General features: G+C 71.7%; 17 protein-coding genes. 12 read left to right on the top strand and 5 right to left on the bottom strand.

From position 1 onward, the window contains the following. The first annotated feature begins 139 nt into the window (after window positions 1-139). On the top strand, window positions 140-1,336 hold the full coding sequence (locus ABZY44_RS05345) for a histidine kinase (protein ID WP_356650253.1): 1,197 nt from the start codon (window positions 140-142) through the stop codon (window positions 1,334-1,336). Window positions 1,337-1,366: 30 nt separating this feature from the next. Further along, window positions 1,367-1,981, top strand: a complete 615-nt coding sequence (locus tag ABZY44_RS05340) for a response regulator transcription factor (RefSeq protein WP_356650252.1) — start codon at window positions 1,367-1,369, stop codon at window positions 1,979-1,981. 68 nt (window positions 1,982-2,049) lie between these two features. Here the strand turns inward: ABZY44_RS05340 and ABZY44_RS05335 are convergent, their stop codons facing one another. The 4 genes from ABZY44_RS05335 to ABZY44_RS05320 all read right to left on the bottom strand — a co-directional run bounded on the left by ABZY44_RS05335 (window position 2,050) and on the right by ABZY44_RS05320 (window position 6,246). Continuing rightward, window positions 2,050-3,285 (bottom strand): acyltransferase domain-containing protein, encoded by a 1,236-nt coding sequence (locus ABZY44_RS05335; RefSeq protein ID WP_356650251.1) that lies wholly within the window; start codon window positions 3,283-3,285, stop codon window positions 2,050-2,052. 39 nt (window positions 3,286-3,324) lie between these two features. Beyond that, a complete protein-coding gene (locus tag ABZY44_RS05330) occupies window positions 3,325-5,025 on the bottom strand; it encodes a fatty acyl-AMP ligase (protein ID WP_356650368.1) in 1,701 nt (566 codons plus the stop codon). Between the two features lie 215 nt (window positions 5,026-5,240). Further along, the gene (locus tag ABZY44_RS05325; protein ID WP_356650250.1) at window positions 5,241-5,453 is read right to left on the bottom strand and encodes an acyl-CoA carboxylase subunit epsilon; all 213 of its coding nucleotides are present in this window, start codon (window positions 5,451-5,453) and stop codon (window positions 5,241-5,243) included. Window positions 5,454-5,625: 172 nt separating this feature from the next. Continuing rightward, window positions 5,626-6,246, bottom strand: coding sequence for a hypothetical protein (locus ABZY44_RS05320; protein ID WP_356650249.1), 621 nt, complete (start codon window positions 6,244-6,246; stop codon window positions 5,626-5,628). Between the two features lie 160 nt (window positions 6,247-6,406). On the opposite strand from ABZY44_RS05320, the gene ABZY44_RS05315 reads away from it, so the two are divergent. The 10 genes from ABZY44_RS05315 (at window position 6,407) to ABZY44_RS05270 (ending at window position 13,200) form a co-directional block, all read left to right on the top strand. Further along, a complete protein-coding gene (locus tag ABZY44_RS05315) occupies window positions 6,407-6,640 on the top strand; it encodes a hypothetical protein (protein ID WP_356650248.1) in 234 nt (77 codons plus the stop codon). A 54-nt stretch (window positions 6,641-6,694) separates the two neighbouring features. Continuing rightward, complete coding sequence (locus ABZY44_RS05310; protein WP_356650247.1) at window positions 6,695-8,437, top strand: acyl-CoA dehydrogenase; 1,743 nt, start codon at window positions 6,695-6,697, stop codon at window positions 8,435-8,437. Window positions 8,438-8,470: 33 nt separating this feature from the next. Continuing rightward, complete coding sequence (locus ABZY44_RS05305; protein ID WP_356650246.1) at window positions 8,471-8,740, top strand: phosphopantetheine-binding protein; 270 nt, start codon at window positions 8,471-8,473, stop codon at window positions 8,738-8,740. Window positions 8,741-8,751: 11 nt separating this feature from the next. Further along, entirely contained in the window at window positions 8,752-9,555 is an 804-nt protein-coding gene (locus ABZY44_RS05300) for a 4'-phosphopantetheinyl transferase superfamily protein (protein WP_356650245.1), read from the top strand. An 82-nt stretch (window positions 9,556-9,637) separates the two neighbouring features. After that, complete coding sequence (locus ABZY44_RS05295) at window positions 9,638-10,432, top strand: alpha/beta fold hydrolase (protein WP_356650244.1); 795 nt, start codon at window positions 9,638-9,640, stop codon at window positions 10,430-10,432. 51 nt (window positions 10,433-10,483) lie between these two features. After that, window positions 10,484-11,332 (top strand): AfsR/SARP family transcriptional regulator, encoded by an 849-nt coding sequence (locus tag ABZY44_RS05290; protein WP_356650243.1) that lies wholly within the window; start codon window positions 10,484-10,486, stop codon window positions 11,330-11,332. Window positions 11,333-11,352: 20 nt separating this feature from the next. Beyond that, a complete protein-coding gene (locus ABZY44_RS05285) occupies window positions 11,353-11,622 on the top strand; it encodes an acyl carrier protein (protein WP_356650242.1) in 270 nt (89 codons plus the stop codon). Further along, entirely contained in the window at window positions 11,619-12,362 is a 744-nt protein-coding gene (locus tag ABZY44_RS05280; protein WP_356650241.1) for an SDR family oxidoreductase, read from the top strand. Before ABZY44_RS05285 ends, ABZY44_RS05280 begins: the two co-directional genes overlap by 4 nt. Further along, complete coding sequence (locus tag ABZY44_RS05275; protein WP_215027025.1) at window positions 12,362-12,751, top strand: SchA/CurD-like domain-containing protein; 390 nt, start codon at window positions 12,362-12,364, stop codon at window positions 12,749-12,751. Before ABZY44_RS05280 ends, ABZY44_RS05275 begins: the two co-directional genes overlap by 1 nt. After that, window positions 12,748-13,200: a DUF1772 domain-containing protein gene (locus ABZY44_RS05270; protein ID WP_356650240.1), complete on the top strand. Its 453-nt coding sequence runs from the start codon at window positions 12,748-12,750 to the stop codon at window positions 13,198-13,200. Before ABZY44_RS05275 ends, ABZY44_RS05270 begins: the two co-directional genes overlap by 4 nt. Before the next feature lie 136 nt (window positions 13,201-13,336). Here ABZY44_RS05270 and ABZY44_RS05265 read toward each other — a convergent pair whose 3' ends face one another. Further along, complete coding sequence (locus tag ABZY44_RS05265) at window positions 13,337-13,717, bottom strand: SchA/CurD-like domain-containing protein (RefSeq protein ID WP_356650239.1); 381 nt, start codon at window positions 13,715-13,717, stop codon at window positions 13,337-13,339. Between the last annotated feature and the right edge of the window lie 17 nt (window positions 13,718-13,734).

Raw genomic sequence — 13,734 nt, 5'->3', positions numbered from 1 at the left:
ATCTCAGACCCTCCCGATTTCCCTACTGAGGAGCGAGCATATGACGGGCCGTTTCCGGACTGCGGACAACGACCTAGCTCAAGGGACGGAGCAAGCGGAAAGTTTAAGTCCGGACAAACGCGGTCGCCTTTCCGACGTCTTGGCGCCGCGTCTCGCGCAGGGCATCGTGGTCATGGTCCTGTCCGGATACGGAATCATCACCGCGCTCAATGCGGAATATGCGCTGCGCGGCCGGATGCCCGAGCTCCTCGTCTGTGAAGGTGCCGTCCTGGTCCTTTACGCCGTGCAGCTGGTCCTCACCTCGGCCCGGGCCCGCCGGTGGTCCACCGGCCGCAAGTGCATCGCCCTGGCGGTGCAGTTCGTGCTCACCTTCCTGCCGGTGGTCTGGCTGGACCTGGCGTGGGGCAGCGTCGCGGGACCGCTGTGCGCCTCGGTCCTGCTGCTCGCGCCGCCCCGCGTCGCCTGGCCCACCTTCGGGGTGATCTCGGTCGTCGTGGTGTGGTGGGCGGTGGGCAAGGGCGGCACGCTGCTCGACGTGGCCTACGTGGGCATCTCCACGGCCCTGACCGGTTTGGTGATCTACGGCCTCACCCGGCTGACCGATCTGGTGCGCGAAGTCCACGAGACCCGGGCGGAGATGGCCAGGATGGCCGTCACCCAGGAACGGCTGAGGTTCGCCAGGGACCTGCACGATCTCCTCGGCTACAGCCTGTCGGCCATCTCGCTGAAGTGCGAGCTGATCACCCGTCTGGTCGTCAACAACCCCGACCGGGCGCGCGACGAGATCGCCTCCGTCCTCGTGGTGTCGCGCCAGGCGCTCGTCGACGTACGGATGGTCGCCAATGGATATCGTGACATGTCCCTGGCAGCCGAAGCCGAGTCGGTGGTCGACGTCATGGCCGCGGCCGACGTCCGGGCCGAGGTCGACATCGACTGCGGGCGGCTGCACCCGCTCGTGGACACCGTGCTGGCGACCGCCCTGCGCGAGGGCGTGACCAACATCCTGCGGCACAGCAAGGTGCAGTCCTGCACCATCAGGGCGACGGTCGACGGGGAAACGGTGGAGCTGGTGCTGGAGAACGACGGGGTGGACGCCATAGGCCTTTCGGACTCCGGCGACCGGGGAAGCGGACTGGGCAACCTCGACGCCAGGCTCACGGCGATCGGCGGAGTGCTGAGCGCCGGCGTCGAGTCGCAGGGGCGCTTCCGCCTGACGGCGAGGGCACCGCTCAGGCCGGCCGCGCCCGAGCCGGCCGAGGCCGTCGAACCGCAGAGGTACCGGGGCGCCGGGATAACGGCGGCAGACGTTCGGGTGTCGGGAAATCCGGCTGCCTGAACCGGCAGATGGGGAACGGAGGAACAACAAATGCTGTCGCTGAATATTCTTCTCGCCGAAGATGTGCACATGGTCCGCGGCGCTCTCATCGCCCTGCTCGAACTGGAACCCGACTTCTCTGTGGTCGCATCCGTCGACCGGGGAGATCTCATCGTGCCCGCAGCGCTCGAAAAGCGGCCCGACGTCGCGATCATCGACATCGATCTGCCGGGCACGGACGGGCTGACCGCCGCCGCCGAACTGCACGAGCGCCTGCCGACCTGCCGCACGCTGATCCTCACCAGCCTCGGCAGACCTGGCACCCTGCGCCGGGCGATGGCCGCCCGCGTCTCGGGGTTCCTGCTGAAGGACTCCCCGCCGGCCCGGCTCGCCCAGGCCGTACGGGCCGTGGCCAACGGGCAGCGGGTCATCGACCCCGACCTCGCGCTCAGCGCCTGGGAGGCACTGGACAACCCGATCTCGCCCCGCGAGACGCAGGTGCTCCGGCTGGCCGCCCGCGGCGCGGACGCCGGGGAGATCGCAGAGGAGCTCTTCCTGACCGAGGGCACCGTGCGCAACTACCTGACGGCCATCGTGGACAAGCTCAACGCCCGCAACCGGATCGACGCCATCCGGATCGCGGAGGAGGCCGGCTGGATCCCGTAGGGGTCCCGGGACGTCCGGCCGGACCGGCTCGGCGGGCCCGGCCGGGGTGACCGGGGTGCCCCGGCTGCTCATCCCAGCGCCAGCGGGCCCGCGTTGAGCGCCGAGAGGACCCCGGCCATGTCCACGGCGTTGGTCTGGGGACCGCGGCACAGAGCCAGACAGGTCGGTCCCCGCGAGCCGGCCATCCGCCGGAGGAAGGGCATCAGCACCGCCTTCGGGCCGATCTCCACCACATGGCTGGGGGTCTGCTCCGCGAGCATCTGCCGGGCCGCGTCGGCGAACCGTACCGGCGAGGTGATCTGGGCCGTCCAGTACGCGGCGTCCAACGGCTCCTCGATCCGCCGCCCGTACACCGTCGAGTAGTACGGCATCCCGGGCTTCGACCCCGACAGATGGCGGGCCGCCTCCTCGAAGCGCGGGGTGACCGGTTCCATCAGGGGGGAGTGGAAGGCGTGCGTCACCTGGAGGAAGGCGCTCGAGATGCCGATCGACGCCAGCCGCTCCCGGACCCGCTCCAGCCCCTCGAGCTCACCCGAGAGCACGGTGGCGCGGGCCGCGTTGAACGCCCCGATCGTCACGCCCGGCTCGCTCGCCGTGGCCTCCGCCGCCTCGAACGGATCCGCGCAGGTCGCCATCATGCCGCCGCCCGTGGGCAGGTACTGCATGTACATGCCCCTGAAGCAGACGAGCCGCGCCGCGTCGTCCAGGGGCAGCGCCCCGCCCACGACGGCCGCCGCGATCTCCCCGATGCCGTGCCCGAGCACGGCGACCGGACGCACCTCCTGCTCCTCCATCAGGGTCATCGCCAGCGCGTACTCGACGGCGAACAGGGCCGGCTGGGTCAGCGCCGTCTGGTGCACCCGCGCATCCCCGCCGAGGATCAGCTCGGTCACGGAGATCCCGAGGTACGGGCGGATCGCCGCATCGGCGGCCCTGAGGTGGTGGCGGTAGCCCGAGAGCTCCTCGTACAGCCTGGCGGTCATCCGGGGATGCTGGGAGCCCTGCCCGGTGAAGACGAACGCGGCGCGCACCTGCCCGGCGCGCCGGCCCATGCCCTCCCGCATGGCCAGGAAGCGCGCCAGGTCGCGGATGGTGGGGTACGCCCAGATGTCGGCGGGGTCCAGCAGCGGCCCGAACCGCTCCTCGATGTCCCCGTACAGGCCGAGCAGCCCGATCGAGTCGAGGCCCCAATCGGTCAGCGGTTCGTCCTGGGGCACCTCCCGCCGTACGTATCCGCCGATCGTTTCGGCGAGCCAGGCTGCGAAAACCCGCTCGTCGGGACCGCCCGGTGCATCCGCGTTCACGTCAAGCTCCCTCTCGGCTCGGTGTCCCTGCTGACCAGCTCAACGCGAAGGCCCGGCCGGTACTTTCAGTTCGTTGTCGAGGTGCTGGTACAGGGGCCGGATCCCGCCGCTGAGGAACAGCCGGCGCATCGCGGTCCGCTCCACCTTTCCGCTCGTGGTGCGCCGGACCGTGCCGGGCCGTACCAGCAGCACCCCGCCCACCGTGATGTCGTACTCCTCGGCGAGGCAGCGCCGTATGCCTTCGGCGATCGCCTCGAGGTCGAGGGCGTAGCGCTTGTGCGTGCGCAGTTCCTGTACCAGGACGACGCGTTCGCGCTCGCCGGGTACGGAGAAGGCCGTACCCGTGCCGAACAGGGCGCTGATCCGCTGCACGGTGTGCTCGAGGTCCTGGGGGTACAGGTTGCGGCCGGCCACCACGATCATGTCCTTCAGCCTGCCGGTCACGTACAGGTCGCCCTCGTGCAGGACGCCGAGGTCTCCCGTCCGCAGCTGACCGCCCATGCCGTCCACGGCGACGCCGAAGCGCTCGGTGGTCGCCGTGCGGTCGCGCCAGTAGCCCTGCCCGACGGCCGGTCCCGACACCCAGATCTCGCCGACCTCGCCGTCCGGGAGCACGTCGAGCGTGTCGGGGTCCACGATCAGCACCTCGGTCGAGCCGTCGGGCGCACCGCTGGACATCAGGGTGCGCACCGGCTTGCCGGGACGCGGCGCCTTCATCCGGCGCTGCTCCAGCGCCTCGGCGTCGACCGTCATGGGCTCGCCGTCGGCGGGCCCGCCGGACACCAGCAACGTCGCCTCGGCCAGTCCGTACGCGGATCTCATGGCCTCGGGGCGCAGGCCCGCGGCGGCGAACCGGTCGGTGAAGTCCCGACGGGTCTGCGCGCACACCGGCTCCCCTCCCGAGACGGCGATCCGCCAGCCGGACAGGTCGATGCCCTCGAGCTGCTCGTCGGTGACCCGCCGCACGCACAGCCCGTACGCGAAGTCCGGTGCGCCGCTGACCTCGATGCCGTACCGGCTGATGGCCTCCAGCCAGCGCACGGGACGCTTCACGAAGGCCTCGGGAGTGATCATCACCGAGGTGCCGCCCAGCCACAGCGGGTGCAGCAACTGGCCGACCAGGCCCATGTCGTGGTGGAGCGGCAGCCAGCCCCCGATCCTCGCCCCGGGCCCGGCGCCGAGCATCCGCCCCAGGGCCTCCTGGTTGGCGAGCAGGTTGCCGTGCGTGACGACGACCCCGCGCGGGCTGCCGGTGGAACCGGAGGTGTACTGGAGGTAGGCGACGCTGTCCCGGTCGAGCTCGGGGAGGCGCCACTCGGCGTGCTGCGGCACGGCGTCGGCGGCCAGGCACGGTATCTGGCCGTGCCCCCGGCCGGCCAGTATCCGGGAGATGGCGGGGGCGAGCGCGGCATCGGTCAGGACGGCGCAGGGCCCCGACTCCTTCAGGATCCCGGCGACCCGCTCCTCGTGGTGGCTGCGGCCGCCGGACGGCGGGACCGGCACGGCGATCGCGCCCGCGTACAGGCAGGCCAGGAAGGACACGGCGAACTGGTGGCGGGAGTCGTGCAGCAGCATCACCCGCTCGCCGGCGCTGCCCCGCGCCTGGAGCCAGCCGGCGAGCTCGCGCGCGGAAGCGTCGAGCGCACGGTAGGACACCGAGGCGGGACGGCCGGACTCGTCGCTGTCCGGCAGGAGCAGGAGCGCCTCTCGATCGGGTGTCAGCCGGGCTCTGTCGATCATCAGTTCGGTAAAACTGCTGTAGTCGCTGGTCACTTCCGGGTCCCCCTGGCAATGTCTTGTGGGCGCAGCGGGGCACGCTTTGCCGTGGGTGCCTCGCTCCCGCCCGGAGCAGGAACGTAGGTGCGCCCTCTCGAAGGACACTCGACCCTCGCTGAGGACGCTCGACCGTCGCTGGGACCCGCTGGCCGGTGATCCGGTCGCCCGTGGGCCCGAGGTCAGGTGTGACTGGTCCAGCCGACCCGAGGACGCGGGCGGCGCCGGCCGCCCCAGGGCGCGGACGCCGCCGAGGCCCCGTACTCCTCGGTTCCGTCCTCGGCCGGCGCCGCGAGGCAGGCGCACAGGACGGCCGTCAGCGCAGCGAGTTCCTCGGCATCGGGTTGTCCGCGCAGCACGGTGAAACGGACCTGCGGATCGGTCGACTCATCCATGTTCCGATGCTGCGCTGCCGTGCTCGCAGCGGGCTCGTACGGCAGCGGGTGCCCGGCAGGAGGGCCGCAGGAGCGCGGCCGGAGTGCGGGAAGAGCCCCGGAGGAGCGGACGGAGGGGAGAGCGCGGGAAAGGCGCGGTCCGGGCCCGGGGGTGCGCCCGGGGCGGGTCCGCTCAGGCCGTCCGCAGGGGCCGGGCCGCCTCTTCGCGCACTTGCGCCGAGGCGGACAGTTTCGCCAGCCGGTCCGGATAGCCGACGCCGCCGCGCACGCGCGCACAGGCATCGGCGTCCAGCCACCACAGCAGGCCCGTGTACAGGCGGGGGTCGGCGGCCGAGCGGAGCAGATCGCTCCCGCCGAAGCCGGCGTCCGGCACGCACTGCCCCACCAGCGAGCCGAAGTCGAGCTCGAAGCGCTCCGGCTCGCCGTCGAGGACGGCGTGGACGAGGACGACGTGCGCGGCGTCCGAGAACTTGCCCCGTACGGTCATCCGCCCGACGGTGACCATCAGTTCCGAGGAGGTGGCCGTCTCGGGGCCGAGGCCGCGCAGGAACGCCATCGACGCCCCGGCCTCGTGCCCGGACTGCAGGAGTCGGTCCAGCGAGCTCCACCGGTCGAGGTGCACGTAGCTGCCGGGCCGGTCGGCGCAGGCGGCGGTCACCACTGCCTCCAGTCCCTTGGAGGACTCCCGGCCGCGGGCGTAGGCGATGAGCTCGCGCTCGAACGAGGCGGGATCGAGGCTCGTGGTCAGCCGTTCGACCACGGTCACCTGTCGGCCGTGCTCCCGCTCTGGCATCGGCCGGTCCCCTCCTGGTCCTGTGCGCGGAACCTCAGTGCATGTCAGCACAGGCCGCTTGAGCGACACTCGAGCGCGGGCGCACACGAGAATTGTTTGAGGCCCTGCCGAGCCGCGCGGACCACCGTGGTGCTTCCGCTCGCAAAGGAAGGGCACGACGATGTCCGCTTCGAGAACCCCCGCTCACACCTTCGCCCACATCGTGGTCAGGCGGCTCCTGCTGCCCGTGTGGAACAGCTTGGTGGCCTACGGGTCCCTCTGGCTTCCGGCGGATCAGTACCGCCTCCCGTACCTCCACGGCAGGACGGCGGTGCCGAGCCCACTGACCGGGCCGGCGCCGACCGGTGCGGGCAACGACTTCCAGCCTGACCGGGAGACCTTGAGGGTGTCTTGAGCCGCGCCGGTTAAGCAGAGTCCCATGGGCCGCACTTGAGGACGGAGAGAAGCCATGACGACGGTGGCGAACAGGGCGTACTCCTCGGAGGCCGCCGTTCAGGAACGCATCGCGCAACTCGAGCACGCATTTGGGGACCTTGAGGATCCGGGCAATCCCCTGGGAGCGGAGCAGTTCCTCGCCGCCGACGACCGCGCCCGGCTGCTGCCGGCCGCGGAACGGCTCCTCGACCGGTTCGGGCTCAACGCGGAGTTCGTCCCGCAGGAGCTCGGCGGCCGGCTCGACCGGCTCGACGTCCTGTCCCGGGTGCTGCGCGCGGTCTTCCGCCGCGACGCGGCCCTGGGACTGGGCTACGGGCTGACGTCCTACATGGCCTCGGTCGTCGTCTGGGCCGACGGCACGCAGGAACAGCGCAGGGACACCGCCGAACTGCTGCTGGCCGGCGGCCGGATGGCCTGCGCCTACCCCGAGCCGCCGCAGGGCAACGACTTCCTGGCCAACCGGCTCACCGCCCGGCCGGACCGCGGGGGATACCTGCTGTCCGGCCGCAAGGAGGCCCTCAACAGCGCGGCGTCGGCACAGTCGCTCGTGCTCTTCGCCCACACCCTGGGTGCCGCCCAGGGGGAACTCAGCGCCTTCCTCGTGCCGGGCCCCGACAGCCCCGACGGCGCGAACCTGGCGCTGCTGCCCCGCCGCAGGACCGTCGGCATCCGCGGCTGCGTGGTCCAGGGCCTCGAGTTCGACGGGCACCGCCTGGACCCGGACCGGCTGATCGGCACCCCGGGCTCCGGGGCGCAGCTCGCCGAGCGGGCCTTCCCCCTGACCCGCAGCACCGGCCTGTCCATGTCCCTGGGCTGCGCGGACACCGCCCTGCGCACGACGACCGCCTTCGCGCGCTCGCACCGCTCCCGCAGCCGCGCCTCCCTGCACACCGCCCGGACGCGCACCGCCCTCGTGGACGCCTTCACCGACCTGCTGATCAGCGACTGCGTGTCGCTCGTCACCACCCGGTCCGTGCACCTGCTGCCGGCCGAGTGCCGGCTGCTGGGCGCCGTCGCCAAGTACCTGCTGCCCACCGTGCTCAACGAGGCCGTCTACGACCTCTCCATCGTCCTCGGCGCCGAGTCCTACGCCCGGAGCGGCAGCTACGGCACCTTCCAGAAGACGGCCCGCGACCTGCCGATGATCGGCCTCGGCAGCGCGGGCACCGCCTCCAGCCGGGCGGTCATCGTCGCGCACCTGCTGCGGCTCGCGGAGTTCGATCCGTCCGCGGGCGAGGAGGCGCCCGCCGCGCTGTTCCGGCCGTTCGACGCCGACCTGCCCGGATACGGGCAGGAAGGCCCCGCACCGGCCGCCGGGGGTGACTCCCTGCTCGCCTCGCTCGCCTGCTCCGCACGGTACGCGGCCTCGGTGGACGGAGAGCTCGGCGAGGCCCTCGCGGCCGCCACCGCCGTGCTCACCGAGCAGCTCCGCACGCTCCTGGCGGCCTGCGCGGAGCTGGCCGCGCAACCCCGGGGCCGCCCGGTGAGCCCCCGGGCGTACGCCATGGCCGACCGGTACGCGCTGATCGTCGCGGGCGCCGCCTGCCTCGGGGTGTGGCGCCACCACCGGGACAGCTCCGGCTTCCTCGCCGACCCCGCCTGGGCGGCGATGGCGCTGACCCGGATCGCGGGCCGGCTGGACAAGGCCGCGGCCCGGATCCTGCCGCTCGGCGAGGAGCGGATGCTCGCCGAGGTGCTGCACCGCTTCGACGACGCCCGCAGCTACGACCTCTACTCGACCGCCATCGGCGGCTGAACGGACCCGCTCCCTACCTTCCGGAGAGACGACATGAGCAATCCCGCAGTGGGGCAAGCGGTGTGGGAAGAGATCGAACGGGTCCTGGGACGGCAGCCGTCCGCGCGACCGGCCGTCCTCGACCTGCACCTCCAGGACGACCTGGGCCTGGACTCGGTGATGGTGATCGAACTCAAATGCCGGCTGGAGCTGCGCTATCCCGCCCTGCGGGACCTGCCCCTGTCCGACGTGCTGTCCGGCGCCGCGACCGTAGTCCAGCTCGCCGGACGCGTGGAGCGCCTCGTCGGTCTCGCGGTGACGTGATGGGAGGCGTGGTGAACTCGGTCATGCGCCCGCTGCGGCACGGAGGGCCGGCGGCCTCCTGGCAGCCGGTGCGCCGGGAGATGGCCGAGCGCGGCACCTGCGTGGTGTACGCCGCCGTGGACGACTGGCTGCCCCCGGACCTCGACTCCCCGGCCCTGGCCGCCGACCTCGGACCCGACCACCGGCGGATGCGGCAGATGACCCACGCGCAGAACCGCTCCCGGTTCGTGGCGTCACGGCTGCTGCTCAAGTCCGCGGCGAGCGCGGTGCTGGGTACGAAGCCGAGCGAACTCGAACTCGCCTACAAGATCGGCGGCCGTCCGCACCTGCGCGGCATCGACCAGCTGGACATCAGCCTGAGCCACACGGAAGGGCTGCTGGTGGTGGGCCTGAGCAGGTTCGGCCGGATCGGGGTGGACACCGAATCCGAGGACCGCCGGATGCTCGGCCTCGGCACCGAGCGCCAGGTGTGCACCCCGTACGAACTGGAGGCACTGGAACAGGTACCGGAAGACCAGCGCAACCGGGAACTGGTGCGGCTGTGGACCCTGAAGGAGGCCTACAGCAAGGCCATCGGCCAGGGGCTGCGCTTCCGGTTCACCGAGTTCGGCTTCGGACCGCGCGACCAGCGCGTGCAGATGCTCCGGCCCGACGGCACGCCGGGCACCGGATGGGAGTGGTCCTTCCACAGCTGGCAGAAGGTGGAGTCCTACACGGTCAGCGCCGCGCTGTACGACCCGGGGTTCGACGCCCGGAGCGGATCCAGCGGCGTGCTACCCCTGCTGCCGGTACTCGCCGACCCGCGCTCCAGCTGAAGTTGAGCCCCGGGCGAGGTGGGGCGGTGACTCTCTGATCCCGCACCTGACCACGGGGGTCATCTACGGAAGGGGAGTCCGGGTGCATCGTTATCTCGCGGTACGACCGCCGGCCGGCCCGGCCGGAATCCGGCTGTTCTGCTTCCACCACGCGGGCGCGGGTGCCATGAGCTTCGCCGGATGGCGGCGCTCCGTCGGACCCGGCGTGACCGTACTGCCCGTACGGCTGCCCGGCCGGGAAGCCCGGCTGCGGGAAGCCCGGATCACCGACGGGGACCGGCTGGTCCGGGAACTGACCGACGACCTCGGGGAACTCCTCGACGGGCCCGAGCCGTACGCCTTCTACGGGCACAGCCTCGGCGCGATGGTCGCCTACAGGTTCGCGGAGCACCTGGTCCGCACCGGCCACCGGCCGCCCCTGATGGTGATGGCGGGCGCCAGCCCCGCGCCCCAGCTCCCCTCCGCCGTCCTCGACGGTCCCGGCGCCCTGCTCCCGGACGCCCCGGACGAGGACCTCGTCAAGGGGCTCGGGGACGAGGACAGCCTGCCTCCGCAGCTGCTCGAGCGGCCCGGATGGCTCGCCATGACCCTGGACACACTGCGGGCCGACCTGCGGCTGGCCCGCAGTCTGCGGTCCGCGCCGATGGTTGCGCTGCCCTGCCCCGTGGCGGCCTTCGCCGGAGCCGACGACCAGCTGGTCTCCCCGGCCGAGGTCGCCGCCTGGGAGCACTGCACGACGGCGGGGTTCCGGCTGTGGACCCTGCCCGGGGCCCACTTCTTCGTACGCGGAGCGGAACTGCCCCGGCGCGTCGGGGAGGCGCTGAACGTCGAATCGGTGTTCGCCGGAGCTCCGCAGCTACCGCCAGTGGCGGGCTGAGCCGTGCCCGCGGCGAGCCGGACACCCCAACCACAAGGAGTTGTTCAAGGCATGGACATCAGCGTGCTCGGGCCGTTCCGAGCCATCCAGTCCGGTGTTCCCCTCCACCTCACGGCCGTGAAGCCGCGCAAGGTGTTCGCGCTGCTCGCGCTCCAGGCCGACCAGGTCGTCTCGGTGGCCTCACTGGTCGAGGAGGTGTGGGGGGAGAGTCCGCCGCGCAGCGTGCAGACCACGCTGCAGACGTACATCCTGCAGATCCGCCACCTCATCGGCGCGGCGCTGGCCGAGGAGCCGGCCGGCGCCGGACTGCCCCGCGGCGCCAAGAGCGTCCTGGTCACCGAACCGGGCGGCTACCGCCTGGACACCCAGGGCGGACTCATCGACGCCCAGGAGTTCGACGCCCTGTCCTCGGCCGGCCACCGCGCCCTGGACCAGGGCGACTGGGTCGGCTCCTCCGCGTACTTCGGCCGGGCGCTGTCCCTGTGGCACGGCCGGGCGCTGGCCGACGTCCAGTGCGGCGTGCTCCTCGAAGTGGAGGCCACCCGGCTCGACGAGTCGCGCATGAGCGTGCTTCACCGTCGAATCGAGGCAGACCTGAGGCTCGGCCGCCACCATGAACTCATCGGCGAACTGTCCGGGCTCGCGGCCCGGCACCCCATGCACGAGGCCCTGCACGAGCAGCTGATGCTCGCGCTGTACCGGGCCGGGCGGCGCAGTGACGCCCTGGTGGTCTACCGGCAGCTGCGCGCCTCCCTCAACCAGACTCTGGGGCTCGACCCCTCACCCAGCATCGAGTTCCTGCACCGCGCGGTTCTCGACTCCTCGCCACAGCTCGACCTGGAGGGAACCCCGGCACTGTTCGGTGTCGCGGGAATCCCGCTGCTGGCTAGGGCCAACTGATTCTCCTGAGAGGAAGCATCGTGAGCGACATAACCCTTTCCGAGCTCGGTGAGCTGCTGCTCGAGTGCGTCGGAGCGCCGGAGGAGGGCATGGCCTTCGAGGGCGACGAAGCCCTGGACACGCCGTTCCTCGAGTTCGGCTACGACTCCCTCGCCCTGCTCCAGGTCACCAGCGTGATCAACCGTACCTACGGGATCGTGCTGAACGACGACGCGGTGGCGGAGGCGGAGACCCCGCGCCTGCTGCTCGCCCTGATCAGCACGGCCCCCCGTGCCGGGGCCGTTCGGTGACGGAGCCCGATACGTTCGCGGGCCGCCGGGTCGTCATCACCGGCGGCACCCGCGGCATCGGCCGGGCGACGGCGCTCGCCTTCGCCCGGGCCGGTGCCCGGATCGTCGTCAGCTACCGCAGCGACGCCGAACAGGCCAAGTCCCTGGGCGCCGAACTGGAAGCGGCCGGCGGCGAGGCGGAGCTCGTCCAGGCCGACCTCACCACCCGTGAGGGCGCACGGCTGCTGGCCGCCACGGCCGGCGAGTGGCTCGGCGGCATCGACGTCCTCGTCAACAACCTCGGCGTCGACGGGCACGTGCCCTTCGGCAAGCTCTCCGAGGAGGAGTGGCACCGGGTCCTGGACCACAACGCCACCTCGGCCTACCTCGTCACCCAGTCCGTGCTCGACGCCCTGGCGCCGGGCGCCTCGGTGGTCAACATCGGGGCCTCGGTCGCCCTGCGCGGCCGCCCGATGGGAGTGCACTACAGCACCTCCAAGGCCGCGCTGGTCGGCTTCACGCGCGCGCTCGCCAAGGAGCTCGGCCCGCGCGGGATCAGGGTCAACCTGGTCGCGCCCGGGGTCACCGAGACCGAGCCGGGCGCGGGCCTGCCGCCGCAGCTGGCGGCCAAGCTGACGGCGCTGACCGCCCTGGGCCGCCTCGGCACACCCGAGGACGTCGCCGGGGCGGTGCTCTACCTCGCCGGAGAGAGCGCCTCGTACGTCACCGGCACCACGATCGAAGTCGACGGAGGAATCTGATGCCCTACGCAGCCATCACGTACAAGGTCAAGCCCGGCTTCGAGGACGAGATCGCCGAGATCTTCGCCGCCTTCGAGCGGGTCAGCACCCCGGAGTTCGCCGGCGACGGCGGCGACCCGGCCGGCCGGCTGCTCGGCACCGGTGTCTTCGTCAAGGACGACAACATCGTGCGCGTCATCCACTACGAGGGAGACTTCGCGGCGGTCGGCAAGCACATGGCCGCCCAGAAGGGCGTCCACATCCTCGAGGACAAGCTGGCCCCGTACCTCGCGGAGCAGCGGGACACCACCACGCCGGAGGGGTTCGCGGAGTACTTCCGCAACGCCATCATGCGCAGCGTCCAGCAGCTCACCGTGGACACCCACCCCGTGGGGGCCCCGTCGTCATGAACGAGGTCCTGGGTGTCGTGGCGCTGCTCGGCAGCGGCGTCACCGCCGGAGTCCTGTTCGCCGTCGCGCTGAGCGTCCTTCCGGCGCTCTTCGCGATGGAGACGGGCACCTACGTCTACGCGCACAAACTGCTCGGACGGAACTGGGACCCCACGATGCCGGTCATCGTGCTGAGCAGCACTCTGGTCAACGGCGTGCTGGCGGTGACCGTCAGCGGTACCGGGCGGCCGCTCTTCGCGGCCTCGGCGGTGCTGCTGCTGGGCGTCTCCGGGGTGTCCCACCTGTGCAACGTGCCGATCAACCGCCGGGTGAAGGCGATCACCGATCCCGCGGTGATACCCGCCGACTGGGAGGATCCCCGCCCGCTCTGGCGCAAGTTCCACTACCTGCGCACCGTCCTGTCGGTGGTTGCGCTGGTGTTCACCGCGGCGGGAGTCGCGGCGATCTGAGACGCCGGCGATCTGAGACGCCGGCGGTCCGAGAACGGCTACGGTCCGAGAACGGCTACGGCGCGGCGGCCCCGTACTGGATTCCAGTACGGCCGTCGCGCCGTCGGCGTACGCCCGGGCGGATGCGCGCCCCGGATCAGACGGAGGCGGGCAGGTCCCGGCTGGAGAACTGCACGACCGTGGTCAGCAGGCTGCGCTTAAAGGTCGCCACGAAGCCCTCGGGGGTGTCGGTCTCGCGCGGCTTGCTGAGGTACGGCTTGATCGACTCCTCGAAGTCGACCACACCCGGCTGCACCGCCATGTGCCGGGCCACGGCGTCCAGGTCGCCCGTGTACTCGATGACCCGCACCAGGGTGTCGTCGCGCAGGAACACGGCGGTGGCGAGCAGCGTGCCGGCCTCCGCGCCCGACTCGTCCTTGACGCGGTTCCCCTTGACCCGCTTGAAGCTGCCGAAGATCTCGGTGAGCTCCGCCTCGTAGCCCGGCTTGACGTCGTACGTGATCGCTGCGAACGGCATGCGAGTTCCTCCGCTGT

The organism is Streptomyces sp. NPDC006544 (assembly GCF_040611715.1).
GTDB lineage: Bacteria > Actinomycetota > Actinomycetes > Streptomycetales > Streptomycetaceae > Streptomyces.
The sequence above is the reverse complement of the archived record's forward strand: the minus strand, read 5'-3'. Positions and strand labels throughout refer to the sequence as shown.